Origin of the sequence: Microbacterium sp. NPDC087665 (assembly GCF_044743285.1) — a bacterium.
Taxonomy (GTDB): Bacteria; Actinomycetota; Actinomycetes; order Actinomycetales; family Microbacteriaceae; genus Microbacterium.
In genome coordinates this window covers 1-26867 of the sequence record NZ_JBIUWD010000009.1, presented here as the reverse complement: position 1 = coordinate 26867, position 26867 = coordinate 1, and the positions used below count along the sequence as shown (strand labels likewise).

Below are 26867 nucleotides of genomic sequence, written 5' to 3'. Positions count from 1 at the left end.
GTGCATGTCAGCCCCGTCAGGGTCGCGACGACACCGGGCGCTGCTGGCGCTCGTAGGTGACCACGTTGACGCGACCGCGGAAGGCCGTACGCCGCTCGACCTCGACGAACGATCCGTCGTCGGTGAGCATGTCGACCATCTGCGGATACTCCTGCATCCGCGGCGCGAGTTCGACGAGCTGCGCACCGTTCTGCGCGAACAGCCGGATGCTCGCCACTCGCGGCTCGTTCACCCGGATGCGGTGGATGTCCCGACGCGCCACCGTCGTCTCGTCACGCCCGACGCGGATGCTGAGCGTCGCGGCATCCTGCCGCACCGTCACGCGCTCCGTGACGAGCGCGAGTACGACGAAGAGCGGTGCCAGGCAGATCACGCCCACGATCAGACCGGTGCCGGATGCCCCGCCCTGCGCGAGCTGGTTCACGAACGTCGACGCCTGGTCGGCGAACACCACGCCCAGCACGATGAGCACCACGAGGTACGCCACGACGAGGAAGATCATGAGCCTCCGCCGCGGCTGGCGGTAGGTGATCTCCGTCACGCCTGAACTCCGCGGGGGAAGATCGCGGCGATCGCGGTCACCGCGATCCCTTCGGCCCGCCCGGGGAATCCGAGCCCATCAGTGGTCGTCGCGGTCACCGAGACGGGTGCGCCGCCGAGCGCCTGAGACAGCACGCCCTCGGCCTCGGCGCGACGGCCGCTGAAGCGGGGCCGGTTGCTCTGGAACTGGGCCGAGACATTGCCGATCTCGAATCCGGCCTCGGCGAGCAGCTCGCGCGTGCGCGCCAGGAAGACCTCGGCGTGAGCCCCGGCGTACTCGGGGTGCGCGGTTCCGAAATGCTCACCGATGTCGCCGAGACCGGCGGCGCCGAGGAGCGCATCGACGATCGCATGAGCGACAGCATCGCCGTCGGAGTGTCCCGAAAGGGCGGGCTCACCCGGCCAGGAGAGTCCGGCCAGCCAGAGGTCACCGTCTCCGCCGAACGCATGCACGTCGGTGCCGATGCCCACACGGGGTGCGTGGGCGCGCGGCGCCGAGCCATCACCCGCGGTGGCGGAGACCGTCGTGCGAGCGGGGCTCGATGCGAGCAGGTGTCGAGCGCGCTCGAGGTCGGCAGGAGTCGTGATCTTGAACGAGCGCGCCGCACCCTCGATGTGCCGCACCCGGTGACCGGCCGCCGTGAACAGGGCCGCATCATCGGTGTACTCGACGCCCGATTCCCGAGCCGCGGCGTAGGCCGCTGTGAGGAGTGAGCGGGGGAATCCCTGCGGAGTCTGCGCCGCGGCGAGCTCCGAACGGTCGACACCGCCCACCACGGCGTCGCCGTCGACCTTCTTGAGCGTGTCGACGACCGGGAGCACGGGGATGACACCGAGGTCGGACTTCACGGCTGCGGCCACGGCATCGATCGTCGCCGGCGGGGTGAGAGCGCGCGCCGCATCGTGCACGAGAACCGTGCGCACATCGCCCCAGAGCGCCGCGAGCCCCGCCGCGACCGACTCCTGACGGCTCGCGCCGCCGGTCACGACGCGACCGAGGTCGGCACGGTCGCCGGCGGCTTCGCGCAGCTCGGTCTCGGCGTCTCCCTCGTACCCCGCCGGAGCGACGACGACCACCTGCGCGGGCGATGCCGCGAAGACGCCGTCGAGCGCATGACGCAGGATCGAGCGGGAATCGATGCCGACGAAGGCCTTCGGCGCCCCCGCATCGAGCCGGGAGCCAGAGCCTGCGGCGACGACGATGATCGCGGTGTGCGGCACGGGAAGCAGAGTCACGCTCACACGCTACCGCCTGCCGGGGACGACGAAGGGGACGGATGCACGAGGCATCCGTCCCCTTCGGGAAACTCACATCAGGAGGCGAGGACCTCGTCGAGCAGTGCGCCCGCCTTGTCCTCGTCTGTCTTCTCCGCGAGAGCCAGCTCCGAGATGAGGATCTGGCGAGCCTTCGCCAGCATCCGCTTCTCGCCCGCGGACAGTCCGCGGTCCTGGTCACGACGCCACAGGTCGCGCACGACCTCGCTCACCTTGATGACATCGCCGGAGGCGAGCTTCTCAAGGTTGGCCTTGTAACGACGCGACCAGTTGGTCGGCTCTTCGGTGAACGGCGCGCGCAGCACTTCGAAGACCTGATCCAGGCCCTCTCTGCCGATGACATCGCGCACGCCGACCAGGTCGACGTTCTCGGCCGGGACCTCGATGATGAGGTCTCCCTGCGTCACGTTGAGCTTCAGGTACTTCTTCGCCTCACCCTTGATGATGCGCTCCTTGACCTCGATGATGGTCGCAGCGCCATGGTGCGGATAGACGACGGTCTCGCCAACCTCAAAAAGCATAAAAATGTATCCTTTCAGCAACCTCAAGGATACCACAGGGGTTATGCGCTAAGGTTTGCGCCCCTTCGTCCGGACGCCCGGCGTCGATACCCGTAGAATGGTTGCGGATATCCCGTCGCACTCCAGGAGGACCCGTGAAATTGCGCCTTGTCGCGTCTGCTGCCCTCAGCGCCCTCGTTCTTCTCGGCGCGACGGGCTGCACGTTCATCTCGCCCCAGGCGACGAAGATCGAATACGCCGCCTCTGACGGCGTCAACGTCTCCGACGCCGACGGCCCCATCGATGTGCGCAACGTGTTCGTCGTCGCCACCGAAGACGGCTCGGTCGGCAACCTCATCGGCGCCATCGTGAACCCGACCGATGAGCGCGCCACCCTGACCATCTCCCTCCCGGGCAGCGACACGTTCACCATCACGGTGCCCGCGGGCGACAGCATCAGCCTCGGCGCCAACGCCGAGCCCCTGCGCATCGTCGACCTCGACACCATGCCCGGTGCCACGATCGAGATCCACTTCCAGTCCGGCGATTCGACCGGCGTCAAGGCTGCCGTGCCGGTGCTCGACGGATCGCTCTCGTACTACGCAGACCTGGTGCCCGAAGAGAACTGACGCCCGTCTGACGCACGAAGGCCGGTCGCCCCTCGGGGTGGCCGGCCTTCGTCGTGCGGGGGGGGGTCACGCCTCGAAGCGATACCCCAGACCGCGGACGGTGACGAGCATCACCGGTTCGCTCGGGTTGACCTCGATGCGGGAGCGGATGCGCTTGATGTGCACATCCAGCGTCTTCGTGTCGCCGAAGTAGTCGCTTCCCCACACCCGGTCGATGAGCTGCCCGCGCGTGAGCACGCGTCCGGAGTTTCGCATCAGAACCTCGAGCAACTCGAACTCCTTTAACGGCATGTTGATGGGCGAGCCCGCGACCGACACGGTGTGGCGATCGATATCGAGCGACACGCGTCCTCCATCGAGCACCCGCTCGTCGAGCTCGCTGTCGGCCTGCACCACGCGGCGCAGCACCGCCCGCATGCGGGCGAGCAGCTCGCGCGAGGAATACGGCTTGGTGACATAGTCGTCGGCTCCGAGTTCGAGACCCACGACGATGTCCACCTCGGAGTCCTTGGCGGTGAGCATGATGATGGGCACAGCCGACGACGAACGGATCTGGCGGCAGACCTCTGTTCCCGGCATCCCGGGGAGCATGAGGTCGAGCAGCACGATGTCGGCGCCGCGCTCCCGGAACGCGGTGAGCGCCGCGGGGCCGTCTTCGGCGATCTCGACCTCGTACCCCTCCCGACGCAGCAGGTACGCCAACGGATCGGCGAGATCGGGCTCGTCTTCGACGAGAAGGATGCGGGTCATGCGCGGTCACCTTTCTTGACGCGTGCCGTGGCGGCCTTCGCCGCCTTGCGCTCGCGTTTCTTCTTGCTCTTCTTGTCGATGTCCGGCTTCGGAGGTGCATCGATCAGGGGGAGGCGCACCGTGAACGTCGAGCCACGGCCGGGGCGCGACCACAGACGCACCTCTCCGCCGTGCCGCTGCGTCGCGTGCTTGACGATCGAGAGGCCGAGTCCCGTGCCACCGGTGCGGCGCGAGCGCGCTTCGTCTGCGCGGTAGAACCGCTCGAAGATGCGCTCCCGGTCGGTCTCGGCGATGCCGATGCCCTGATCCGAGACGGCGATCTCGACGATGCCGTCGTCGGCGCGCACGCCCACTCCGACGCGAGACCCGAGCGGCGAGTACACGATCGCGTTCGCGATGAGGTTGCCCACCGCTTCGACCAGGATCTGCGAGTCTCCGCTGACCCAGACGCCGCGGTCGCCCCCGCGCAGGATCTCGACACCGGCGGCATCGGCCTGCACGACGTGCGCCTCGATCGAGGCGGCGATCACCTCGTCGATCGCAACGGGGCCGACATCGCCGAGCCCGTCGTCGGCCTGCAGCCGCGAGAGGCTCATGATGCGCCCGGTCAGCTGGGCGAGCCGCCCGGCTTCGGCGGAGATGCGCGCCGCGAAGATGCGCACCTGCGCCGGATCGTCGGCGGCGGATTCGATGGCCTCGGCGAGAAGCGTCACGGCACCGACCGGAGTCTTCAGCTCATGGCTGGTGTTCGCCACGAAGTCGCGGCGCATCTGATCGAGACGCTCCTGCTCGGTGACATCGCGGATGATCAGCAGGGTCAGGCGCGGCCCGAGCACGCTCGCGCGGGCGGAGACGAGCCGCGGGTCGAGGCTCAGTCCACCGCGGGTGATGCGCATCGACTCCGTCGCCGTGCCGCCGGCCGTGCGCACACCGCGCACGAGCAACCGCAGCTCCGGGTTGTCGAGCGTGGACCCCACGTCGATGCCGAATCGCGAGGCGGACTGCGACGATGCGAGCACGAGACCAGAGGCGTCCACGACGCACGCCGCGTCGTCCATGCTCGCGAGCACATCGGTGATGCCCTCGGGAACGGCGCTGGAGGTCTCCTCCGCCACGCGGGCCCTCGCCCGATACGCCCAGGCGATGAGAAGGGAGAAACCGACGCCGATCGCCAACCCCACGGCGAGTGCGATCAGCGCGATCTGCGGGTCGGTCATGACTCCAGCGTAGAGTGCGTTCACCGCCGCTCCGGCGGGTTTCCGGGCCTGAGCGGCAAGGAGAGAAGTACTATTCACTCGCTGGGCACCGTCCGTTAACCTTCGGAGCACACAATCGCTACGGGCCTGCGCGGGTGCGCGGGTCCGACACTCTCGTGCGGACGACCCGCCCTCTCGCGCTGACCACACGGCCGAGATACACATGAAAGGTTGCGCCCCATCATGCGCGAAGTCTTCCACCTGTCCCTCGAGGATCTGCAGTCCCGCCTCGTGGAGATCGCCGACCTCGTCACCGTCTCGATCGACAAGGCGACGCGGGCCTTCGCGACCAGCGACGTCGCGCTGGCCGAAGAGGTCATCGCCGATGACGCCAAGATCGACGAGCTGGCCGTCGCCCTCGACGAGCAGGCCATCGAGATCCTCGCCCGTCAGCAGCCGGTCGCCCGCGATCTGCGCATCGTCGTCTCGGCGCTGCGCATCAGCGCGTCACTCGAGCGCATGGGCGACATGTCCGAGCACATCGCCCAGCTCGCCCGCCTGCGCTTCCCGGAGCGCGCGATCCCGAAGGGCCTCAAGGGCACCTTCGTGAAGATGGGCGAGCTCGATGTCGAGGTCGCGCGCACGCTGTCCGAGCTGCTGCGCACGCAGGACCTCCGCTTCGCCGACGAGATCCGCAACGCGGACGACGACGTCGACGAGCTGCACGCCACCGTCTTCGAGAAGGTGCTCAGCGACAACTGGAAGGGCGAGGCCACGGCGACCGTCGATGCCACGCTCGCCAGCCGCTACCACGAGCGCTTCGCCGACCACGCGGTCGCCGTCGCGAAGAAGGTCGTCTACCTCGCCACCGGCGACTGGGCGGTCGCAGAAGACGACATCGCCCTCGCCGTCGAGCAGCAGGAGCTCGGGCACGCCTGATCGGCTCCACGCTTCACCACGAAACCCCCTGGTGCGGAGCTCCGCGCCAGGGGGTTTCGTGTATCTCCGGGGTCTCGGACCCTTACTTCTTGCCCTGCGCGGCGACCGCGGCAGCACCGGCGGCGGCGGCCTCGGGGTCGAGGTAACGGCCGGGACCGGTCGGCACGTTGTTCTCGTCGAGTTCGTAGACGAGCGGGATGCCGGTGGGGATGTTGAGCTCGGCGATGTCGTCGTCGCTGATGCCCTCGAGGTGCTTCACGAGACCCCGCAGCGAGTTGCCGTGCGCCGTGACGAGGACGGTCTTGCCGGCGTCGAGGTCGGGGACGATCGCGCTCTCCCAGTAGGGCAGCAGGCGATCGATCACGAGCTTCAGCGACTCGGTGCGCGGCACCTCGCCGTCGATGCCGGCGTAGCGCACGTCGTGCACCTGGCTGAACTCGCTGTCGTCGTCGAGCACGGGCGGCGGCACGTCGAACGATCGGCGCCACAGCTGGAACTGCTCGGGGCCGAACTCCTCGAGCGTCTGCGCCTTGTCCTTACCCTGCAGGGCGCCGTAGTGGCGCTCGTTGAGACGCCACGAACGCGTCACCGGGATCCACAGCCGGTCGGCGGCGTCGAGGGCGATGTTCGCGGTCTGGATGGCGCGGCTCAGCAGCGACGTGTGCAGCACGTTGGGAAGGATGCCGGACTCGGCGAGCAGCTCGCCGCCGCGGCGCGCCTCCTTCACACCCTGCTCGTTCAGGCGGACGTCCACCCAGCCGGTGAAGAGGTTCAGTTCGTTCCATTCGCTCCGGCCGTGACGGAGCAGGATGAGGGTGCGCTTCGCAGTCATGTCGTCAGTTTATCGGCCCGCGTCCGTGACGCACGGTCGGATGCTGGGAGGATTGAGACATGGCGTCATCTCCCCTCGGTCGGCCGACCCGCGGCACGACGGGGACCAACCGGCTCCGGCGCAATGACCGCTGGATCGCCGCGAGCGACGCGATGCGCCGCGCATCCGACCCCCTCGTCATCGACCTCGGCTACGGCGCCAGCGGAGTGACCGCCTTCGAGCTCGCCGCACGGCTCGTACGCGTGCGGCCCGATGTGCACGTGCGCGGCCTGGAGATCGACCCCGCCCGAGTGGCGACGGCGGAGGCGCAGCTCGCCGAGGTGCGCGCGGGGCGTACGTCGTTCGCCCCGGATCTGCCGGTCTCGTTTGCGCGCGGCGGCTTCGAGGTGCCGGTGCCCGGTGACCGCAGGCCGGCGGTGATCCGCGCGATGAACGTGCTGCGGCAGTACGACGAGGGCGATGTCGCGGGCGCGTGGCGCACCATGACCCGGCGACTCGCTCCGGGCGGCCTGCTGGTCGAGGGCACGTGCGACGAGATCGGGCGCGTCGCGAGCTGGATCGACGTCGGCGTCGACGGCGATCCGCTGCGCTTCACCCTCTCGCTGCGCCTCGCCGATCTCGAGCATCCGAGCATCGTCGCCGAACGGCTGCCGAAGGCGCTGATCCACCGCAACGTCCCGGGCGAGCGCATCCACGCTCTCCTGGTCGACCTCGACCGCGAATGGGACCGCGCCGCGGCGCTGTCGACGTTCGGGGCGACGCAGCGCTTCCTCGCCGCGGTCTCCGCGCTGCGCGCACAGGGCTGGCCGGTGCTCGGCGGACGACCCCGCTGGCGGCTCGGCGAGTTGACGCTCCCCTGGGAGGCGGTCGCCCCGCGCGACGGGTCTCAGGCCTGAGCGCGCGGATCCGGTGCCGACGGGCGGCGTGAGAGACGCGTGAGGCGCGGCACGTCGGCGACCGCTCCCGCGTCTGCGGGCACGATCACCTGCTGCGAGGCCGAGATCTCGACGCCGTCGGCCCGCACCACGAGATCGCCGACGGGCGCGCGGCGGCTGAGGATCGCGAGAGCGATCGGACCGTCTTCGAAGTGGCGCGCCGCCGAGGTGATGTGGCCGACCTCGTCGTCTCCGGCGAAGACGGATGCCCAGGATTCGGGCAGCACCGCATCACTGCCGTCGAGCTGGAGGGCGGCGAGGCGACGGGGAGGGTGCCCGAGGTTGTGCACCTTCGCGACCGTCTCCTGTCCGCGGTAGCAGCCCTTGTTGAGATGCACCGCGCTGCGGATCCAGTCGGACTCGTGCGGAAGTGAACGCTCGTCGACCTCGGTCTTCCACCGCGGTCGCCAGGCGGCGATGCGCAGCGCCTCGGCTGCGAGGACACCGGCGACGCGGTCGGCGTCACTGCTCGCGGCGAGCGCGAGGATCGCGTCGTCGGAGACGATGCCGACCCGCCAGGCGAGAGCCGCCGCGGGGTGATCGGAGACCTGCGCGTACTGGTGACCGCCGGCGCTGACCCGCTGCCAGGGGTCGACCCAGATCAGCGGGACGCCGTTCGGAGCGAGCGCCGCACCCGACACGGCCGTCGCAGCCGGACCGCCGTCGACGAACCCGACCAGGTGGACGTCGGATCGGATGCCCACCGTCGCCTGCGTGCGGAACTTCATGCGCGTCAGCCAGCCGGCGAGACCCTCGGCATCGGCCTCGTCCACGATCAGCCAGGTCGATGAGCCGTCGTCGAGGACTCCGGCGGCGTGCTCGACGCGACCCTGCGGGTCGAGCACGAGCATCTCGGTGCTCTCGCCCGGGGCGAGACGCCCCACGTACTGCGAGGTGATCGAATCGAGCCAGCTGAGGCGTTCCGGGCCGGCGACCTCGATCACCGTACGGTCGCCGAGCGGCGCGACCGCTTCTCCGGCGGAGAGGCGGCGCTGCTCACGGAAGACATCGCCGAAGTGCAGGATCGCCGGTCCGTCGACCACGGCGCCGTCGAGATCGTCGAAGCCGGTCACATCAGACCTTCGCCAGGCGGGCGGACGCGTGCGAGCGCAACGGAGTGCCGAGGGCGGCGATGTCCCACGCCCACAGCATGTGCCCGTCGACGAGACCGTACATGCGAGCGGATGCCGTGTGCGCCTTGGACGTGGCGCTGCGCACGATCGCGTCCGAGGCGATGTCGACCCGCGGGCCCTTGATCTCTCCGAGGTAGAGCTCGAGGGCGCCATCGGCGTGCGCCAGCGAGACCTCCAGCGGGAAGCCGCCGTTCTCGGTGCGCAGAGCCTCGACGTCGTCGACGGTGCGCGCCACGGCCGGAGCCGTCGGAGGCAGCAGAGCGGGACCGGCATCGGCATCCGTCGCCTGCCGCGCGATGCGCCAGAAGCCGGTCTCGGCGATCAGCGGCATCGAATCCGAGCCGTCGGTCCCGAGGAACGTCGCCGTGCCGGAGTAGTTCAGGAACGGGCCACCATCATGGCTGAAGCTCACCCGGTGGGAGAACTCCCCCTGCAGGTGGTTCTCACCGACGGGGTAGTCGATCACCCCGGTGCCCTCCCACACGCCGATCAGCCACGCGAGCGGGACGAGATCAGCGGGAAGGTCTGTGGGGAGCTCGATCACGATGCGCTCAACGCTGGCCGCGGAAGAGGTTGCGTAGCACCACGACGGAGACGAAGACGATCGCGAGGCTCGCAAGACCCAGCAGGCCGATGAAGAAGATTTCGAGCGCCATGAGATCCATGACTCCACCTTATCGCGCCCCGAGGGTGGTGTCAGGCGGGAATCAGCGCCGCGATGCCGAATCCGATCGAGATCACGCCCATCAGAAGCAGAGCTCCGATGATGCTGCCCGCCACGCGGAAGATGAATCCGTCGGTGCGCCCGTACCAGAGCTGGACGGCGAAGGAGAGCAGCACGGCGCCGCCGAATCCGACCAGCATCCACGGGATCCGCCAGTCCTCCGCGACGAAGATGCCGATCGCGGCCGCGGCCAGGAATGCCACCGCCCACACGACGACCACGCCCGTGAAGGCGTTGCGCGGAGCGAGTGCAGGTTGCGTCATGAGTCCATTGTGACTCATTCACCCCGGTATCATTGCGGCACGGCGTCGAATCCGTGTCGGTGAGGAGTACGTGTGCCCCAGGTCCTGGTCTTGACGAACGCTCCGACCGAGGAGCCGGTCCTGCCCGCCCTGGAACTGCTGAGCCACACGGTGCGCCAGATCCCGGCGGAACCGGCCCGCCTCGTCAACGCCCCCGAGTACGACATCGTGATCGTCGACGGTCGATCGGATCTCGCCGGTGCGAAATCGCTGTGCCGTCTGCTGCGTGCCACCGGTCAGGATGCTCCGCTCCTCCTCGTCGTCACCGAGGGCGGGATGAGTGCGGTCTCGGGCGACTGGGGCATCGACGACGTCCTGCTCGCCACGGCCGGCCCCGCCGAGAGCGATGCGCGTCTGCGTCTCGCGATCGCCCGGCGCGACGACGCCGCGGCACCGACACGCGTACAGGCCTCCGGCATCACGATCGACGAGCAGTCCTACTCGGCGAAGCTGCACGGCAAACCGCTCGATCTCACCTACAAGGAGTTCCAGCTCCTGCACTTCCTGGCGACGCACCCGACCCGCGTGTTCACACGCGAGCAGCTGCTTAGCGAGGTGTGGGGATACGACTACTTCGGCGGCACGCGCACGGTCGACGTGCACGTGCGGCGACTGCGCGCGAAGCTCGGCGACCAGGAGCAGATCATCGGCACGGTGCGCAACGTGGGCTACCGCTTCAACGTCTACGACGACGATTCGCTCGTCGGAACGCGGTAACGGAACACCTCCGTTCACGCGCGTGTCACCTCACGGTGCTTAGATGTACCCCATGATGGATCCCGCTCTCGCCGACGCAGGTCTCGGCGACGCTGAAGACGACGACTTCGACGCTGTCGAGTCCCCCGACTCGCTCCTCCCCGACCACCGGTACCTCGACCGGGAGCTGAGCTGGCTGGCATTCAACCAGCGCGTCCTGGAACTCGCCGAAGACGCGAGCCTTCCCGAACTCGAACGCGCGAACTTCCTGGCGATCTTCGCGAGCAACCTCGACGAGTTCTTCATGGTGCGCGTCGCCGGCCTCAAGCGCCGCATCGTCACCGGGCTCGCCGTGCCCACGAACATCGGCCGCTCCCCCGCCGATGCTCTCGCCGACATCTCGCGCGAGGCGCACGCACTGCAGTTGCGCCATGCCGACGCCTGGAACTCCCTCGTACGCCCTGCGCTGGCAGACGCCGGCGTCGAGATCACCGCCTGGTCCGCTCTCACCGAAGACGAGCGCCTCAAGCTCACCGAGTACTTCCAGGCGCAGGTCTTCCCGGTCCTCATGCCGCTCGCGGTCGACCCGGCGCATCCGTTCCCGTACATCTCCGGCCTGTCGCTGAACCTCGCCATCCGCATCCGCAACGCCCGCACCGGGCGCCAGGAGTTCGCGCGCCTGAAGGTGCCGCCGATGCTCCCCCGGTTCGTGGAGGTCCCCGGCTCCGGCGAGATCACCCGCTACCTCACGCTCGAAGAGCTGATCGCCAACCACCTGGGCGATCTCTTCCCGGGCATGGAGGTGCTCGATCACCACGCCTTCCGCCTCACCCGCAACGAAGACGTCGCGATCGAGGAAGACGAGAGCGAGAACCTGATCCAGGCGCTCGAAGCCGAGCTGCTGCGCCGCCGATTCGGGCCGCCCATCCGTCTCGAGATCACCGACGACATGGACGAGGTCACCCTCGCGCTGCTGGTGACCGAGCTCGACATCACCGACCAGGAGGTCTACCGCCTCCCCGGGCCGCTCGACCTGCGCGGTCTGTTCAGCCTCTCGCGCGTCGAGCGCCCCGACCTGCGCTTCCCGCCGCACGTGCCCACCACAGCGGTGGCCTTCCAGCCGGGCGACAGCAACACGCGCGCCGACATGTTCAAGGCCATCCGCAAGTCCGACGTGCTCGTGCACCACCCGTACGAGTCGTTCGCGACGAGTGTGCAGGCCTTCCTCGAGCAGGCGGCCCGCGACCCGCACGTGCTCGCGATCAAGCAGACGCTCTACCGCACCTCGGGCGACAGCCCCATCGTGCAGGCGCTCATCGACGCGGCCGAGGCCGGCAAGCAGGTGCTCGCCCTCGTCGAGGTCAAGGCGCGATTCGACGAGGCCAACAACATCGTCTGGGCCCGCAAGCTCGAGAAGGCCGGCGTGCACGTCGTGTACGGCCTGGTCGGTCTGAAGACGCACTGCAAGCTCGCTCTCGTCATCCGCGAGGAAGAGGGGATGCTGCGGCACTACTCGCACGTCGGCACGGGAAACTACAACCCCAAGACCAGCCGCATCTACGAGGACTTCGGCCTGTTCACCGCCGACCCCCAGGTCGGTAAAGACCTCACCCGTCTGTTCAACGAGCTCAGCGGCTACGCGATCGAGAAGAAGTTCAAGCGTCTCCTCGTCGCCCCGCTGCACCTGCGCAAGGGGCTCATCCGCCAGATCGACAACGAGCGCAAGAACGCGGTGGCCGGCAAGCCCGCCCACATCCGCATCAAGGTGAACTCCATGGTCGACGAGGAGATCATCGACGCGCTCTACCGGGCGAGCCAGGCGGGCGTGAAGGTCGACGTCTGGGTGCGGGGCATCTGCAGCCTCCGCACGGACCTCGATGGGATCAGCGACAACATCACGGTGCGCAGCATCCTCGGCCGCTACCTGGAGCACTCGCGGATCTTCGCGTTCGACAACGCCGGCGACCCGCAGGTCTACATCGGCAGCGCCGACATGATGCACCGTAACCTCGACCGACGCGTCGAAGCACTGGTGCGGGTGATCGACCCGGCCCACCTCAAGGAGCTGCTCGCCTTCTTCGAGCTCGCCATGGACCCGGGCACGAGCTCGTGGCACCTCGGCGCCGGAGGAATCTGGGAGCGCCACGCCGTGGACGCCGACGGCAACCCGCTCGTCGACCTGCAGGATAAGACCATGGGGTTGATCCAACGACGTCGTCGAGCGCGAGCGGCTCGATGACCTTCGGCCAGACCGAGCAGGTGGTGGGCTCGAAGTGGACGGACAAGGCCGTCTACGCGGCCGGTGCCGTTGTGTGGCGACTCGTCGACGACAAGCTGTGCGTACTCCTCATCCACCGCACCAAGTATCGCGACGTCACCCTGCCCAAGGGCAAGGTCGATCCGGGCGAGATGCTCGCCGAGACGGCGGTGCGCGAGGTGCATGAGGAGACCGGCATCCAGGTCTCGCTCGGCGTTCCCGTCGGAGTGAGCCGCTATCACCTCGCCTCGAAGAAGCAGAAGGTCGTGCACTACTGGGCTGCCGAGGCAACGGACGAAGCGATCCGGGCGTCGACCTTCGTGCCCAACCGCGAGATCGCCGCACTCGAATGGGTCAGCCTCAAGAAGGCGCGCGAGCGTCTCAGCTACCCGGTCGACCTCGAGATCCTCGACTTCTTCGCCGGCGTGGTCGCCGACGGCGCTCTGCGCACTTTTCCGCTGATCGCCCTCCGGCACGCAAAGGCGCTCTCCCGGTCGGACCGGGACGGAGCCGACGCCGCCCGCCCACTGACCGAACGCGGCCGCACACAGGCCAAGTCCATCGTCGGCCCTCTGCGTGCCTTCGGCGTGCGCAAGATCGTCAGCAGCGACGCCGTGCGCTGCATCCAGACCGTGCAGCCCCTCGCCAAGGCGCTCGAGCGCAAGATCACCCGCACCGAGCTCATCAGCCAGGATGCGTGGGAAGACGGCAGCGACGACCTTCGCACCGTCGTCGGCAAACGCGTGCGCGCGGGCAAGGCCGCCATTCTGTGCAGCCACGGGCCGGTTCTACCCGGGCTGCTCGAAGAGATCGCCCTCGCGACCGGAACCATCCGCGGCTCGTACATCCGCGGGGCCGCCGATCTCGAGCCCGCCGCCTTCTCCGTCGTGCATCTGTCAGCGACGAACCCCGGCTCCGGCATCATCGCGATCGAGACGCACATTCCGAAGGTGTGACGCTTTTCCTGGATCTCTGAACTCGTCGAAGGTCGCGGAATCCCGCGGAACCACCCCAGAGAGTCGCCAGTCGTTCACCTTCCGTTCACCCGTGCGGGAGAGTCTCGTTAACCGCCGCGCTTAGCGTCACTGTGTGCCCTGCACCGGGCCTCACCCCATCACCGATCGAACGGATCCACAGTGAAGATCTCCCGAATCGCTCGCATCGGCGCCATCGGCGCCGTCGCTGCTCTCGCTCTCGCCGGCTGCGCCGCGAACGAAAGCGGCACCGGCGGCTCGTCCGACGCGCCGACCGAGTCCACGCTCTCCGGCACCATCGACGCCACCGGCGCCTCGTCGCAGACCGCCGCCCAGGAAGCCTGGGTCGCCGCGTTCCAGACCGCGAACCCCGACGTCACCGTCAACTACGAGCCCACCGGCTCCGGCACCGGCCGCGAGAACTTCCTCGAAGGCGGCAGCAACTTCATCGGCTCCGACCGTGCGTTCAACGACGAGGAGATCGCCGCCGGCGGCTTCGGTGCCTGCACCACCGATGACATCGTCGAGGTCCCCCTCTACATCTCGCCGGTCGCCGTCGCGTTCAACCTCGAGGGCGTCGACACGCTCAACCTCGACGCCGCCACGATCGCGGGCATCTTCGCCGGCACGATCTCCAACTGGAACGCCCCGGAGATCGCCGCCCTCAACGAGGGTGTCGAGCTGCCCGACCTGGCGATCTCGCCGGTCCACCGCTCCGACCCCTCGGGCACGCAGGAGACCTTCACCAAGTACCTCAGCGCCACCGCCGGTGACGTCTGGACCTACGAGCCGGCCGACGTCTGGCCGATCGAGGGTGGCGAAGCCGCTCAGGGCACTTCGGGTGTCGTTCAGGCCATCACCGCGGGCAACGGCGCGATCGGCTTCGCCGACGCCTCGCAGGTCGGTGACCTCGGTCAGGTGCACGTCGGTGTCGGTGGCGAATTCGTCGCCTACTCCGCCGAGGCTGCCGCAGCACTCGTCGAAGGCTCGCCGCTCGTCGAGGGCCGCGGCGAAGGCGACCTCGTCTTCGACGTCGACCCGGCATCGGCCGCCGACGGCTCGTACCCGATCGCCCTGGTCAGCTACCTGATCGCGTGCGAGCAGTACGAGGACACCAACGTGGCCGAGCTGGTCAAGGAGTACCTGACCTACATCGCCAGCGCCGAGGGCCAGGAAGCCGCCGCGGACAACGCCGGCAGCGCCCCGATCTCGGACAGCCTGCGCGAGCAGGTTCAGGCCGCGATCGACCTGATCCAGGTCGGCTGATCCAGCCGACCGACTGATGGCAGTGCCCCCGCGTCCTGATCGGACGCGGGGGCTCCGCCCGGTCAGCCCCCGATCCACTCAGCCCCGAGACAGGGAGACCATGAGCACGACCGCGCAGGCGCCCGCAGCGCCGCCCGCACCGATCAAGGCCAAGCAGCGGCTCGGCGACCGGGTGTTTTCCGGTACCGCGCTCGGAGCGGGGATCATCATCCTCGTCGTCCTCGCGCTCGTCGCCGCCTTCCTCATCATCCAGAGCATCCCGGCGTTCCAGCTCGACACCACCGACAACCACATCCTCAAGGGCCAGTCCTTCTGGGTGTACGTGTGGCCGCTCGTCTTCGGCACTCTCTGGGCATCCTTCATCGCTCTGCTCATCGCCGCACCGATCGCCATCGGCATCGCGCTCTTCATCTCGCACTACGCGCACCGTCGCCTCGCCGCCTTCCTCGGCTACATCATCGACCTGCTCGCCGCCGTCCCCTCGGTCGTCTTCGGGCTCTGGGGCGGCCTCGTGCTGGCACCGATGCTCCAGCCGATCTACGCCTGGCTCAACGCGAACGCCTCCTGGGTCCCGTTCTTCGGTGGCCAGGTCTCGTCCACCGGCAAGACGATCCTCACCGCATCCCTCGTGCTCGCGGTGATGTGCATCCCGATCATGACGGCCATCTGCCGCGAGGTCTTCCTGCAGACCCCGAAGCTCCACGAAGAGGCCGCGCTCGCGCTCGGCTCCACCCGCTGGGAGATGGTGCGGATGGCCGTGCTGCCCTTCGCCCGCGGCGGTATGGTCTCGGCCGCGATGCTCGCCCTCGGACGCGCACTCGGCGAGACCATGGCCGTGACGATGGTGCTCTCTCCCTCGGCCGTCGTCAGCTTCCTCGTGCTCACGGCGACCAACCCCACGCCGATCCCCGCGAACATCGCCCTGGCGTTCCCGGAGGCCCACGGCACCGGCGTCAACACGCTCATCGCGACCGGCCTGATCCTCTTCGTCGTGACCTTCGCGGTCAATGCGCTGGCGCGTTGGATCGTCGCCCGCCGCGCCGAGTTCTCGGGAGCGAACTGACATGACCGTCCTCACCCCCACCCCGACCACCGTCTCGGCCGCGGCTCCGTCCTCGGCCCTCACCGCCGGCAAGCTCCCCAAGTGGGCTCCCTGGGCGCTTCTGGCAGGATCCTTCGCCGTCAGCGCTGCGATCTTCGCGGTGACCTCCGTCGGCTCGCTCGCGGACTTCAACATCTCGGGTGCCGCGATCATCGGCATCCTGCTCTACATGGTTCTCATCACGGTGATCTCCTCGATCGTCGAGAGCCGCCGCAAGGCCGTCGACCGGCTGATGACGGCGCTGGTCGCGACCGCGTTCCTCATCGCTCTCCTCCCGCTCATCTCGCTGCTGTGGACGGTCGTCTCCAACGGCATCGAGCGCTTCGACGCCGAGTTCTTCAGCTCGTCGATGCGCAACGTCGTCGGCGACGGCGGCGGCATCGTGCACGCGATCTGGGGCACGGTTCTCATCACGCTCACGGCCACGGTGATCTCGGTGCCGATCGGGCTCATGACCTCGATCTACCTAGTCGAGTACGGGCGCGGCAAGGTCGCGAAGGCGATCACGTTCTTCGTCGACGTGATGACGGGCATCCCCTCGATCGTCGCCGGTCTGTTCATCTACGCGGTGTTCGCGCTGATCTTCAAGCCGGGCATCTCGATGGGCATCATGGGTGCGCTCGCGCTGGCTGTGCTGATGACCCCGGTCGTCGTGCGTGGCAGCGAGGAACTGCTCAAGATCGTGCCGAACGAACTCCGCGAGGCCTCATATGCGCTGGGCGTTCCCAAGTGGCTGACCATCCTCAAGGTCGTGCTGCCGACCTCCATCGCCGGCATCACGACCTCGATCATGCTCGCGATCTCCCGCGTGATCGGCGAGACGGCCCCGCTGCTGCTCACCGCCGGATTCACCCAGAGCATGAACACGAACATCTTCAACGGTCAGATGATGACCCTGCCGGTGTTCGCCTACAACCAGTACATGAACCAGGGCACGAACCCGGACGCGTCGCTGGCGCGGGCCTGGGCAGCGGCTCTGACCCTCATCCTCATCGTCATGGTGCTGAACCTGCTCGCGCGACTCATCGCGAAGCTGTTCGCACCGAAGACCTCCGGCCGCTGAGCGCCCGACCACTCAGAACAGGAATTCACGTGTCCAAGAGCATCGAAGTCAACGACCTCAACGTCTACTACGGCAACTTCCTGGCCGTCGAGGGGGTCTCCCTCGACATCCAGCCGCGCAGCGTGACGGCCTTCATCGGCCCGTCCGGCTGCGGCAAGTCCACGTTCCTGCGCACCCTGAACCGCATGCACGAGGTCATCCCCGGCGCGCGCGTCGAGGGCGAGGTGCTGCTCGACGGCAAGGACCTCTACGGTCCCGGCGTCGACCCCGTGCTCGTGCGCCGCCAGGTGGGCATGGTCTTCCAGCGGCCGAACCCGTTCCCCACGATGTCGATCAAGGAGAACGTGCTCGCGGGCGTGAAGCTCAACAACAGCCGCATGTCGAAGAGCGACCAGGACGCCCTGGTCGAGAAGTCCCTCACCGGCGCGAACCTCTGGAACGAGGTCAAGGACCGTCTCGACCGTCCGGGCTCCGGTCTCTCGGGTGGACAGCAGCAGCGTCTCTGCATCGCCCGCGCGATCGCCGTCTCTCCCGAGGTGCTGCTGATGGACGAGCCGTGCTCGGCCCTCGACCCGATCTCGACCTACGCGATCGAAGAGCTGATCGGCGAGCTCAAGAACGAGTTCACGATCGTGATCGTCACGCACAACATGCAGCAGGCGAGCCGCGTCTCCGACAAGACCGCGTTCTTCAACATCGCCGGCACCGGCAAGCCGGGCAAGCTCATCGAGTACGACAACACCACGTCGATCTTCACCACCCCGACCGTGCAGGCCACCGAGGACTACGTTTCCGGCCGCTTCGGTTGAGCTGAGGCTGTTCGCCTGAGACTTCACAAAACCCAGACCTTCTCGCTCCGGGGCGGCGTGTGATCTTCTGACACGCCGCCCCGGGTACCGATGGTCTGGGTTTTGTTGTCTTGTGTCGGCCGCTCGACTGCTCCCTGCACAACCGGCGGATGCGTGTGACCTATCCACACTCCGCCGTTCCGGTGCGTCGGGGCGGTCTCTCCGAGCGCAGGATCGACCCGTGTCCTTCGCCCGTGCAGATTCCGCCCTTCGAACACTCGGGAGAATGGCGCGCGCCTCGGAGTTGCGGGCCCGTGGAGTGAGTTCGGCCGAGCTCAGGCGAGCGGTTCACGCGGGAGAGGTAATCCGGCCGCGGCAGGGAGTCTATGCCCTGCCCGATTCAGCGCCCGCCCTGCTGCACGCTGCATCGCACGGGGGAACCCTCGGATGCGCTGAAGCTGCTTCGGTCCAGGGCCTGTGGGTCCTCGAGCAGCCAAGCCGACACCACGTATGGATGGGAGAGGCTGGAACTCCGCGATCGGCTTGCGAGGACTGCGTCATGCACTGGGATTCCGGCCGCGTTCGCGTCGGAGAGACGCCACCCACCGCAAACGTACTTCTGCAGATGGCGACGTGCTGCGGGGAGGATGCCTTCTTCGCCACCCTCGAATCCGCCCTGCGGCGCTCGCTCCTCTCCCCCGGAGCACTGGTCTGGCTTCGTAGCCGCCTTCCGCTCGCGATGCGGTGGTTGATCGGTTTCGCGCGAGCAGATGCGGACAGCGGACTGGAATCGTTGATCCGCTTGAGGCTGCATCGAATCGGCATCGAAGTGCGCAGTCAGGTGCAGATCGACCGCGTCGGGGAGGTCGACTTCGTCATCGGGGACCGATTGATCGTCGAGGCGGACGGTCGGGAGAATCACGAGCGGGAGAGGGAGCGCCTGAAGGATCTTCGCCGAGACGCGATCGCCGCATCCGGGGGCTACACAACCCTCCGTTTCACCTACGCGCTCATCGTCAGGGAATGGCACCTCGTACGAGCTGCGATCCTCGGCATGATGGCCCGAGGCGCACACCTCCTGGGATCGCTCTGAGCATCCGCCCGGTTCGACGTCGTCTCCGTCGAGCGAAGAACAGAGACCCATCCGCCCTGTCTCGGCATGTCGGCCTTCGACTCACCGGAGACAACGCCATCGGTCTCTGTTTTCGCACGGCAGATGCCTCAGTCGCGAGGCGAGAGCAGGTACTCGTTGAGTTCGTCGGTCAGGGCCTGGTCCACGGGCAGCGCCGCTCCGTCGACGGCGGTGATCGCGGCGGCGAGGCGCACGCTCGAGACGAGCCACGCGGCATCCGCACGGGGGAGGTCGGATGCCGGGATCCGGTCGTATCCGACCTCGAAGTCCCGGGCAGCGAGGTGGTCGTAGACGCTGAGCTGGGTGGTGCCGTGCAGGATGCCGCCGTTCGGCGCGGGGGTGACGAAGCGGTCGCCGAAGCGCAGGATCAGCGACGCCGTCGGCGCCTCGAGCACGAATCCGTCGCTCGAGAGGAAGATCGCATCATCGGCACCGCGGCGGTGCGCTTCGCGCAGCGCCGCCATGTTGACGGCGTACGACAGGGTCTTGGCGCCCAGAAGCAGCCACGGCGCGCGCTCGGCGGCGCCGAGGTCGTACCCGCGGTCGAGGGTCACCACGCGAACGCCGTTCTCGCGCACGCCACGGAAGTCGGACGCCGGGGCCACCGTGACCCAGGCGGTCGGGGTGGGTCCGTGCTCGACGCCCCGGCTGAGGATCAGCTTGATGACCGCTTCACCGTCGCCGCACTCGGCGGCGGCTCGATCGATCGCCTGACGCCACTGCACGAGGTTCGGGACGGGCAGGTCGCACAGCCGCGCCGAGTGCGCGAGGCGTTCGAGGTGCGGCACCACCTCTTGCGCGTGACCGTCGACCACACCGATCGACTCGAACACGCCGTCGCCGCGCTGGGTACTCAGCTCGCCGACGCTCAGGGCGGGAGCGGCCGCGTCGACGAGGGTGAAGGTGTCACCGTAATCGGGGCGATCCGCGTCGCCGCCCTCTGCGTCAGCGGTGACGGGATCGATCATCAGTGCGAAGCGCCGGGTCATGCTCCGAGCCTAGACGGCGGGGAATACCCTCGCCCGGGTCGCGTTATAATTGTTCGTGCCGGGCCGCATAACCCCGGGCTCCATTTTTTGCCGCTTTGAGCGGCCTTCCGCCGAGAGGCGTTTTTGCGGCCCGGTCTTTCTCTGCCCGGATGTGGGCGCGGTAGCCCTGAGCGATTCCGCTCAGGCGAGTCCCCCGCTGCGCCAGAGCACGCTGGCCGCCGAGAGGTCTTGCGCGTAGCTGGCCAGCCGAAGAGCACGGGTCGTCAGCTCGCTCGCGCGCGCCGGCTCCGTCGCCTCGTAGTCGTCGGCGGTGTGCGTCGCTCCCGCGGCCTGCAGACGGCAGAACGCGGCCGCGCGCTCCAGGGCGACGGCGAAGTCACCGCGGAAGGCTCCCCGCAGAATCATGTCGATCAAGGCGACGATCTCATCGGGGCTCGCGGGCACCGGGGCGCCGGCGATCGCTGCATCGGCCGACGCCAGCTCCACGCGACCTCGCTCGTACAGCAGCGCGGCGGTCTGCGGATCGGCATGGATGGCCAGCTGCAGCAGATACAGGCGCCAGAGCGCCCCGGGCAGCGTGCGCGCCTGCGCCTTCGACCACAGCTCTGCGATCTCGTCGATCCCGTGCTCGGCGGTGAACGCGACGAGGCGGTCGGCGCTCACTCCGCTCTCGTCGGCGCGGACGCGGGCGAGCAGGGCGGATGCCGTGGCGTGCGCTATGCGCGTCTCTTCGGCGGGATCGTGCGAGCCCACGATGTTGTCGAAGGCGCTGGACGGTCGCCGCACAGGGCGGTGGTGCTGCTCGGGCATCCCACCAGGGTACGCGGGATCGCCGACGTTCAGGCCGTGGGGATGATGATGACCGGGTCGGACGTCGGCAGCCCGCTGGGCGATCCGCCCGCCTGCTCGACCGTCACCGCGATGACGTCGCCCTCGTGCATGTCGCCCGAGAGGACAGCGGTCGCGTCACCATCGTCGACGTCGAAGACGCCGGCCGAGACGGGGGTCTCGCCCCGCACGAACCACAGTTCGTACGTCATGCCGTCGGCCGGGGCCGCCAGCCCGTCGGCCACCAGAACGGCGGACCCGAGAGACGGCGACCAGTGCGCTGTCGCGGTCGTGCCGTCGTCGAGCGTGACGCTGGCCTGCGAGGCGTCGTCGGCTGCTTCGATCTGCTGCAGCGCCACGACGCTCGCCGGACGATTCAGGTAGTCGTTGAGCGCGACAGCGCCGGCGCCCACGCCGACCAGTACGGCCAGGCATGCGGCGAGCGCGAAGATCGCGCGCGACCAGCGGCGAGGCGGGCGGAGGGCAGTGGCATCGTCGCTCCTGCTCTCACTGTGCCCGACGGCATCCGTATCGGTGTCGACGCGGGTATCGGCCGACGGACGATCGTCATCGCCGTTCTGCCGCGTGGTGGCGATCTGCGCGAGCAGCGCCGCACGGATGTCGGGACGCGGAACCTCGGCGGTGAAAGGAGCGGCGAGGTGCACCGCGGTCGCGGCATCCGCCTCGACGATCGATTCCCACTCGGGATGCTCGGCGAGGACACGACGGAAGAGTCGCTCGTCGTCGGGAGACAGCGCGTGCAGGGCGGCACCGGCCGCGAGCTCTGCGAAGTCCTTCTCGTTCATGCCGTCACCCCCATTGCCGTTCGGAGACGGGTGAGCCCGTCTCGCATCCGTGTCTTGATCGTTCCCAGCGGTGCTCCCAGAAGCACCGAAATTTCGTTCTGACTGTATCCGCCGTAGTAGGCGAGCACGATCGCCTCGCGCTGAGCTTCAGGAAGCCCGGAGAGTGCGCCGACGACGCGCTCCCCTTCGATGCTCAGTTCGACCTGTTCCGCCACGCTGTCGTGGGCCACTCCGATGTCTCGAAGCCCGGCGCGGACATCTCGATCCGTGCTGGACTGCGAAGCTCGAACGCGGTCCACTGCCCTGCGGTGTGCGATCGTCATTATCCATGTTCGTCCTTGGCCCTTGTTCGGAGCGAAACGCGAAGCGGATTGCCAGATCTCGAGGAAAACTTCCTGCAGCACTTCCTCGCTCTGCGAACGGTTAACGAGCACCCGGAGGATGAGGCCGAACACACGGGCGGAGAGCATGTCGTAGAGCTCTGCGAAGGCGTTCTGGTCGCCCGAGGATATGCGGACGAGGAGGTCGGCGACGGCGTCACGCGCCGATCCGTCCTCAGGAACATCCATCCCATCGATGACCATCAATACCAGCATGCCGCATGCTCGCCCTCTTCGACGAACGGCGCGACGTACCTCCCTTAAGGCGAAGGGCGGATTCGACGACGAATCCGCTCCGTCCGAAACTTTTCTGAACTTTCTCCCATCCGATCTCCTCGGGGCTCCGAACACCTTTCAACGCCACGGAGAGGCCGCGGCGAAAGTCATCCAAGGAGCTCGACATGTTCAGCACCAAGAAGAAGATCACTGCAGCAGTCACCCTTACTCTGGCGAGCGCATTCCTGCTCTCCGCCTGTTCGATGGGAAGCACGACCTCGGAGGAGTCGTCGGAGCCGATGGCTCCCGAGACGTCGGAGTCGACCCCCGACACGTCGATGGACCCGGCCGCCAACCTCGTCGGCGCCGGATGCGCGGCCTACGCAGACGCCGTTCCGGACGGTGCAGGATCCGTCGCCGGCATGGCTCAGGACCCGGTAGCTGTCGCCGCCTCGAACAACCCGCTGCTGACCACCCTCACCGCAGCGGTGAGCGGCCAGCTCAACCCCGACGTCGACCTCGTCGACACGCTCAACGGCGACGAGTTCACGGTCTTCGCACCGGTGGATGACGCCTTCGCCAAGATCGACCCGGCCACCATCGAGGGTCTCAAGACCGACAGCGCCACGCTGAGCTCGATCCTGACGTACCACGTGGTTCCCGGCCAGATCGAGCCGGCCGACATCGTCGGCATGCACACCACCGTCCAGGGTGCTGACCTCGAGGTCACCGGCAGCGGAGACGAACTGATGGTCAACGGCGAAGCAGCCGTCATCTGCGGTGGAGTCCAGACCGCGAACGCCACCGTGTACCTCATCGACACGGTGCTGATGCCCCCGGCTGAGTAAGCACGGGTTATCGGGTGGGGACCCCCGATACATAGCCGACTCGCTCTCGAGGAGGGGAGCGAGAAGGTGACAAGAGGGCCGTTGACGGTAGCTGTGTCGTCAACGGCCCTCTTTCGCGCGCCCTAGACTAGGGGGTGAGGGCCTCTAGCTCAGTTGGCAGAGCATCGGACTTTTAATCCGCGGGTCGTGGGTTCGAGCCCCACGGGGCCCACCGCACAGGTACGGGATTCACGGGGTTCCCGCCTACCCACTGTTAGAGGGATCCCGGCGAGAACCCGTCCGTGGGCTGACGGCGCTATGACCTACAACTGACGCGAGCTCGACAAGGTCCTGAGGCGATCGCTCAGTTGCTCTTGCAGCATCTTGCGAGCTTTCGAGCCGATGCCATAGTGCAAGTAGCGGATCGATCGAAGGTCGAACGGTACATCGTCGGCGTTCTGAGTGAGCAAGATGGTGCGTCGCGGGAGGGCATGCGCCAGGCCAGTCTCGTAGAACACGTTGGGGTTTCGGCCCGTGAGGTCGGCGACGACTATCCGAGCACGCCAGAGCAACGACAGCACGTCTCCCATGACATGATCGTGTTCCCATATGTTGTCCACCCGAACACACTCCATTCCGATGTCCTCTACGGCCAGCGCGATTGTCTCGTAGACCACATCAAAGTTCGGATCGAACGGCATCATCACCGCCACGAGCTTCGAGTCCAGCGGCGTATCGGTAGGGAACTGGACGGCGGCGGATGGGCTATACGTCCGGTCAATGCTCCTTGGCGCGCCGGCCACGTATTCGAACAACACCTCGAACAACTCCGCCTGCTTCACGGCCCAGTGCGTCCGCCTGAACTCCCATCCTTCCGGGTCGACGTTGAGACGGTCAGCTAGCTCCCGGACGGTTTCAACGGGTATGGGTTTGAGCCTTGGGTTCGGCTCAAACTCGAACCGGTGCGTTCGCCCGGTCGCGCGAAGCGACAAGATACGCCCGAGCGTGGCCACCTGCTCGAACCTTTCGTCCCCGATCTCAGGCATCGAGAGCGCAGGCAGTCGTTCGATTCGCAATTCATACTCGTCGCCAAGCTCACGACGAACGCGGTCGTCCGTATACTCAAACATCCGATCCGCAGGAACTACGCCAGCGTCGAGTCCGATCAAAAGGTTGAACATACGGGCATTCTCCTAAGCCGCTATCGCTACGCCTGAGCCTAGTAGGACCAAAGAGGCTGACCAGCGTCCTGTACCCGTCGTGGGGTCTGCCAACGTTCGACATCTAGCCTCGTTCGCCCGAATTAGATGGACGAGTGCACCAGTTGCGCTACTGTGACCGCAAGGACGACCAAAGGACTCTCAGTGGCAAAAACGATCGCAATGTTCAACAACAAGGGCGGCGTTAGCAAGACGACGACAACCTTCAACCTTGGCTGGATGCTCGCTGAGCGCGGACACAAGGTGGTTATGGTCGATGCAGACCCCCAGTGCAACTTGACTGGCATGGTCCTTGACATCAAGGAAGAGGACGCCCTTTCGAGCTTCTACCGCGAGAACCCGGGTCGGAATCTGCGCGATGCTCTGGAACCCGCGTTTGCTTCACGACCCAAGCCCCTTGAGGCGGTCAACTGCGTCCCGGTGGAAGGCATCGAGAATCTCTTTCTCATTCCGGGGCACGTCGGTCTAGCTGAAGACGAGGTCTCGCTCGGGATCGCCCAGCAACTCTCCGAGTCAGTGCAGGCTCTGAAGAACTTGCCGGGGAGCTTTCGCTACTTGTTCGATTTGACGGCCGACGCGTATGACGCGGATTTCGTCCTCCTCGACCTCAGCCCGGGCCTTGGAGCCATTAACCAGAATCTCGTCGCCACGTCTGACTATTTCATCGTGCCCGCGAGTCCCGACGTCTTCTCCGTAATGGCTCTCGAATCGCTCGCACGTGTCCTTCCTCGCTGGAACCGATGGGCTGAGAACGCGGCGAAGTTGGATGCACTTAACACCGCTGACTACCCGTTCCCGTCTCCTGACTTGAGATTCTTGGGGACAGTCATCCAACGTTATCGACTGAAAAGCGGCTCTGCGACCGAGGGATTCCGAGCGTATTTCGACGAGCTCGACCAGCAGGTTGAAACCGTCCTTGCGCCCGCGCTGGCAGCGGCGGGCATGCTGTTCCCGCAGGAGATCTACGAGGCGGCCGGCATGGATGGCGCTATGCGACTGGTAAGCATTCCGGACTTCAACTCGCTTATCACGAACTCGCAGCAGGCTCGTAAGCCCGTGTTCGCCCTCACGAAGGACGACACTGAGAGCCGCGGCTTCGTCTGGGATACTCAAAAAGCAAGCATTGATTCGTTCCACAAGTTGTTCAGCGATCTCGCTGAGCGGATCGAAACCCTAACGAACTGATGCCTACCGCGAGGCTAGCTCATTTCGATAGCGACGCGACACGCGCTCGAGATGTGGTCGGACTGGGGCAACGCATCGGGACTTTAACCGTTGGCCGTGTCGATGCCACCGACATGTATCGATCCGGCCTCGTTCAAGTCGTATCCGCGATGGATCACTACTTCCACGGGGTCGTGCTGGACCGTGCCGTTGACATCATGGTGGGACGCGCCGCGCCGGGCACGGCAGCTTCAAAGGTTGGAATGAGCTTCGAAGCCGTTCGGCAGATGATCGGGGCAGCGACTCCCGCAGATCTCGAGCTTGTGGCTCGCACGCACGTGTCACAGCGCTTGTCATTGGAGACGTTCCAGAAGCCGGATGACATTGGTACAGCGCTGGCGCTTGTCGGCGTTCCGAAGGTCTGGAGCAGTGTATTCGGCACGGCTGCTGGCCCCACGAAGGTTGCGCTCGGCGTCGTGGTTACGCGGCGCAACCGCATCGTCCATCAAGCGGACTCCGACCCTCTGACCCCAGGGGCAGCCACACCATTGTCGGACGCGGACGCGCTGGACGCGATCAACTCGGTGGCATCCGTTGTCCAGTCGATCGACTCGTATCTCTAGCTCTGCCTTCTAGACCTGCGCCGCGAACCGCTCGAATCGTGCGACGTGCTGGGCGTAGTCGGTCGGGGAGAGGTGCGAGTAGATCGTGTCCGTCGTGACGACGCTCGCCTGGCCGAGCCAAGCGACTCACCTAGGAGGGTGTGAAGCCAGCGGCTAGCCACAAGCTCGCGGTCGGCCATGTTGGTTCCTGTCTCGTACGTGGGCCAGCAACATGAGTCGCCCTCGCGTTATGTGGGCGAAGCCGCGATTTGATTCAACCTCTCATCTCGATCTTTGCAAGAGTGAGGGTGGAGGTAAGAAGACGCCCCGAGGGGCGCGTGTCCAATGGGGCAGTGTCCGAGTCACGGACCAGGATGGAGACATGGGGAAACCACCAACTCGAATAGAGCAGCAAGGCCATCGTTTGAGCGACTTTCGTAGCGCCTTCATCGAGCTAGTCAACGCCTGCGAGCCAGCAGGTGGCGATTGGGATCGGGCTCGTCTGGTGCCGCACGTGTCGCACGACCGATGGTCGCAACTCCAGCGAGACGTGGCGATCGCGGCGGGTGCGGCGCAGGAAGCGTACGGCGCCAATGGCGGCGGCACGTTCACCTTGCGCAATGCGGCTTATATAACGACAGTGAACCCGATTGCGAACTGGCACGTCGCGCTGGAGCGGCCTGACGAGCTCAAGCCGCAGATGGTGGTCGGGTCTGATGCAGGAACAGGTGACATCTAACGTGGCTAGCTGAGAGGGCTGGCCTGGAAGGATGTCATCATGCCCAAGTCGTTTCCCAAGGAG

29 protein-coding genes, 1 tRNA gene and 1 pseudogene are annotated in these 26867 nt (G+C 67.0%); 17 read left to right on the top strand and 14 right to left on the bottom strand.

What is annotated here, in order from left to right; translation table 11 throughout:
- Positions 1–16 precede the first annotated feature (16 nt).
- The 3 genes from ACIOSY_RS16530 to ACIOSY_RS16520 form a co-directional block, all read right to left on the bottom strand.
- Positions 17–541, bottom strand: a complete 525-nt coding sequence (locus ACIOSY_RS16530; protein ID WP_400855200.1) for a hypothetical protein — start codon at positions 539–541, stop codon at positions 17–19.
- Positions 538–1776 carry a 2-C-methyl-D-erythritol 4-phosphate cytidylyltransferase gene (ispD, locus tag ACIOSY_RS16525; protein ID WP_400855198.1) on the bottom strand — a complete coding sequence of 413 codons (1239 nt, stop codon included), beginning with the start codon at positions 1774–1776 and terminating at the stop codon, positions 538–540. The genes ACIOSY_RS16530 and ispD overlap by 4 nt, the downstream gene beginning before the upstream one ends.
- A 77-nt stretch (positions 1777–1853) precedes the next feature.
- Positions 1854–2336 carry a CarD family transcriptional regulator gene (locus ACIOSY_RS16520; protein WP_400855197.1) on the bottom strand — a complete coding sequence of 161 codons (483 nt, stop codon included), beginning with the start codon at positions 2334–2336 and terminating at the stop codon, positions 1854–1856.
- Between the two features lie 134 nt (positions 2337–2470).
- Here ACIOSY_RS16520 and ACIOSY_RS16515 point away from each other — a divergent pair, with 134 nt between their 5' ends.
- A complete protein-coding gene (locus ACIOSY_RS16515) occupies positions 2471–2944 on the top strand; it encodes a DNA modification methylase (protein WP_400855196.1) in 474 nt (157 codons plus the stop codon).
- Between the two features lie 66 nt (positions 2945–3010).
- Here ACIOSY_RS16515 and ACIOSY_RS16510 read toward each other — a convergent pair whose 3' ends face one another.
- A complete protein-coding gene (locus ACIOSY_RS16510) occupies positions 3011–3694 on the bottom strand; it encodes a response regulator (RefSeq protein ID WP_400855194.1) in 684 nt (227 codons plus the stop codon).
- Entirely contained in the window at positions 3691–4911 is a 1221-nt protein-coding gene (locus tag ACIOSY_RS16505) for a sensor histidine kinase (RefSeq protein WP_400855192.1), read from the bottom strand. Before ACIOSY_RS16505 ends, ACIOSY_RS16510 begins: the two co-directional genes overlap by 4 nt.
- 222 nt (positions 4912–5133) lie before the next feature.
- On the opposite strand from ACIOSY_RS16505, the gene phoU reads away from it, so the two are divergent.
- Positions 5134–5829, top strand: coding sequence for a phosphate signaling complex protein PhoU (phoU, locus tag ACIOSY_RS16500; RefSeq protein WP_400855190.1), 696 nt, complete (start codon positions 5134–5136; stop codon positions 5827–5829).
- Between the two features lie 82 nt (positions 5830–5911).
- Here phoU and ACIOSY_RS16495 read toward each other — a convergent pair whose 3' ends face one another.
- Positions 5912–6661: a phosphoglyceromutase gene (locus tag ACIOSY_RS16495; protein WP_400855189.1), complete on the bottom strand. Its 750-nt coding sequence runs from the start codon at positions 6659–6661 to the stop codon at positions 5912–5914.
- 59 nt (positions 6662–6720) lie between these two features.
- Here ACIOSY_RS16495 and ACIOSY_RS16490 point away from each other — a divergent pair, with 59 nt between their 5' ends.
- Positions 6721–7557: a class I SAM-dependent methyltransferase gene (locus ACIOSY_RS16490; RefSeq protein WP_400855187.1), complete on the top strand. Its 837-nt coding sequence runs from the start codon at positions 6721–6723 to the stop codon at positions 7555–7557.
- Here ACIOSY_RS16490 and ACIOSY_RS16485 read toward each other — a convergent pair.
- The 3 genes from ACIOSY_RS16485 to ACIOSY_RS16475 all read right to left on the bottom strand — a co-directional run bounded on the left by ACIOSY_RS16485 (position 7548) and on the right by ACIOSY_RS16475 (position 9716).
- On the bottom strand, positions 7548–8669 hold the full coding sequence (locus ACIOSY_RS16485) for a YgfZ/GcvT domain-containing protein (protein ID WP_400855186.1): 1122 nt from the start codon (positions 8667–8669) through the stop codon (positions 7548–7550). The two genes, ACIOSY_RS16490 and ACIOSY_RS16485, sit on opposite strands and share 10 nt — an antisense overlap.
- Position 8670: 1 nt before the next feature.
- Positions 8671–9273: an FABP family protein gene (locus ACIOSY_RS16480; RefSeq protein WP_400855185.1), complete on the bottom strand. Its 603-nt coding sequence runs from the start codon at positions 9271–9273 to the stop codon at positions 8671–8673.
- A 152-nt stretch (positions 9274–9425) separates the two neighbouring features.
- Positions 9426–9716 carry a hypothetical protein gene (locus tag ACIOSY_RS16475; protein ID WP_400855184.1) on the bottom strand — a complete coding sequence of 97 codons (291 nt, stop codon included), beginning with the start codon at positions 9714–9716 and terminating at the stop codon, positions 9426–9428.
- Positions 9717–9788: 72 nt separating this feature from the next.
- Here ACIOSY_RS16475 and ACIOSY_RS16470 point away from each other — a divergent pair, with 72 nt between their 5' ends.
- The 9 genes and pseudogenes from ACIOSY_RS16470 (at position 9789) to ACIOSY_RS16430 (ending at position 18994) form a co-directional block, all read left to right on the top strand.
- On the top strand, positions 9789–10472 hold the full coding sequence (locus tag ACIOSY_RS16470) for a winged-helix domain-containing protein (RefSeq protein WP_400855182.1): 684 nt from the start codon (positions 9789–9791) through the stop codon (positions 10470–10472).
- Positions 10473–10524: 52 nt separating this feature from the next.
- Complete coding sequence (locus ACIOSY_RS16465) at positions 10525–12690, top strand: RNA degradosome polyphosphate kinase (protein WP_400855181.1); 2166 nt, start codon at positions 10525–10527, stop codon at positions 12688–12690.
- Positions 12687–13664, top strand: coding sequence for an NUDIX domain-containing protein (locus ACIOSY_RS16460; protein ID WP_400855180.1), 978 nt, complete (start codon positions 12687–12689; stop codon positions 13662–13664). Before ACIOSY_RS16465 ends, ACIOSY_RS16460 begins: the two co-directional genes overlap by 4 nt.
- A 180-nt stretch (positions 13665–13844) precedes the next feature.
- Complete coding sequence (locus ACIOSY_RS16455; RefSeq protein WP_400855179.1) at positions 13845–14948, top strand: phosphate ABC transporter substrate-binding protein PstS; 1104 nt, start codon at positions 13845–13847, stop codon at positions 14946–14948.
- A gap of 100 nt (positions 14949–15048) precedes the next feature.
- Positions 15049–16011: a phosphate ABC transporter permease subunit PstC gene (gene pstC / locus ACIOSY_RS16450; RefSeq protein ID WP_400855178.1), complete on the top strand. Its 963-nt coding sequence runs from the start codon at positions 15049–15051 to the stop codon at positions 16009–16011.
- Position 16012: 1 nt separating this feature from the next.
- Complete coding sequence (gene pstA / locus ACIOSY_RS16445; protein ID WP_400855177.1) at positions 16013–17113, top strand: phosphate ABC transporter permease PstA; 1101 nt, start codon at positions 16013–16015, stop codon at positions 17111–17113.
- A gap of 29 nt (positions 17114–17142) precedes the next feature.
- Positions 17143–17922, top strand: coding sequence for a phosphate ABC transporter ATP-binding protein PstB (pstB, locus tag ACIOSY_RS16440; RefSeq protein WP_400855176.1), 780 nt, complete (start codon positions 17143–17145; stop codon positions 17920–17922).
- Between the two features lie 265 nt (positions 17923–18187).
- Positions 18188–18286, top strand: a pseudogene (locus ACIOSY_RS16435) (type IV toxin-antitoxin system AbiEi family antitoxin domain-containing protein); the annotation flags it as partial.
- Positions 18287–18460: 174 nt separating this feature from the next.
- Positions 18461–18994, top strand: coding sequence for an endonuclease domain-containing protein (locus ACIOSY_RS16430; RefSeq protein ID WP_400855312.1), 534 nt, complete (start codon positions 18461–18463; stop codon positions 18992–18994).
- Positions 18995–19122: 128 nt separating this feature from the next.
- On the opposite strand, the gene ACIOSY_RS16425 is transcribed toward ACIOSY_RS16430, so the two are convergent.
- The 4 genes from ACIOSY_RS16425 to sigK all read right to left on the bottom strand — a co-directional run bounded on the left by ACIOSY_RS16425 (position 19123) and on the right by sigK (position 22252).
- Complete coding sequence (locus ACIOSY_RS16425; RefSeq protein ID WP_400855175.1) at positions 19123–20022, bottom strand: aminodeoxychorismate lyase; 900 nt, start codon at positions 20020–20022, stop codon at positions 19123–19125.
- A gap of 180 nt (positions 20023–20202) precedes the next feature.
- Complete coding sequence (locus ACIOSY_RS16420; RefSeq protein ID WP_400855173.1) at positions 20203–20832, bottom strand: DNA-directed RNA polymerase subunit beta; 630 nt, start codon at positions 20830–20832, stop codon at positions 20203–20205.
- A 29-nt stretch (positions 20833–20861) separates the two neighbouring features.
- The gene (locus ACIOSY_RS16415; protein ID WP_400855171.1) at positions 20862–21656 is read right to left on the bottom strand and encodes an anti-sigma factor domain-containing protein; all 795 of its coding nucleotides are present in this window, start codon (positions 21654–21656) and stop codon (positions 20862–20864) included.
- Entirely contained in the window at positions 21653–22252 is a 600-nt protein-coding gene (gene sigK / locus ACIOSY_RS16410) for an ECF RNA polymerase sigma factor SigK (protein WP_400855170.1), read from the bottom strand. Before sigK ends, ACIOSY_RS16415 begins: the two co-directional genes overlap by 4 nt.
- Positions 22253–22437: 185 nt before the next feature.
- On the opposite strand from sigK, the gene ACIOSY_RS16405 reads away from it, so the two are divergent.
- Positions 22438–23100, top strand: coding sequence for a fasciclin domain-containing protein (locus ACIOSY_RS16405; RefSeq protein WP_400855168.1), 663 nt, complete (start codon positions 22438–22440; stop codon positions 23098–23100).
- Positions 23101–23238: 138 nt separating this feature from the next.
- Positions 23239–23311, top strand: a tRNA-Lys gene (locus tag ACIOSY_RS16400).
- Between the two features lie 91 nt (positions 23312–23402).
- On the opposite strand, the gene ACIOSY_RS16395 is transcribed toward ACIOSY_RS16400, so the two are convergent.
- Positions 23403–24260: a hypothetical protein gene (locus ACIOSY_RS16395; RefSeq protein ID WP_400855167.1), complete on the bottom strand. Its 858-nt coding sequence runs from the start codon at positions 24258–24260 to the stop codon at positions 23403–23405.
- A gap of 183 nt (positions 24261–24443) precedes the next feature.
- Here ACIOSY_RS16395 and ACIOSY_RS16390 point away from each other — a divergent pair, with 183 nt between their 5' ends.
- The 3 genes from ACIOSY_RS16390 to ACIOSY_RS16380 all read left to right on the top strand — a co-directional run bounded on the left by ACIOSY_RS16390 (position 24444) and on the right by ACIOSY_RS16380 (position 26804).
- On the top strand, positions 24444–25484 hold the full coding sequence (locus ACIOSY_RS16390; RefSeq protein ID WP_400855166.1) for a ParA family protein: 1041 nt from the start codon (positions 24444–24446) through the stop codon (positions 25482–25484).
- A 149-nt stretch (positions 25485–25633) separates the two neighbouring features.
- Positions 25634–26086: a hypothetical protein gene (locus ACIOSY_RS16385; protein WP_400855162.1), complete on the top strand. Its 453-nt coding sequence runs from the start codon at positions 25634–25636 to the stop codon at positions 26084–26086.
- 361 nt (positions 26087–26447) lie between these two features.
- A complete protein-coding gene (locus ACIOSY_RS16380) occupies positions 26448–26804 on the top strand; it encodes a hypothetical protein (protein ID WP_400855161.1) in 357 nt (118 codons plus the stop codon).
- Positions 26805–26867: the final 63 nt, after the last annotated feature.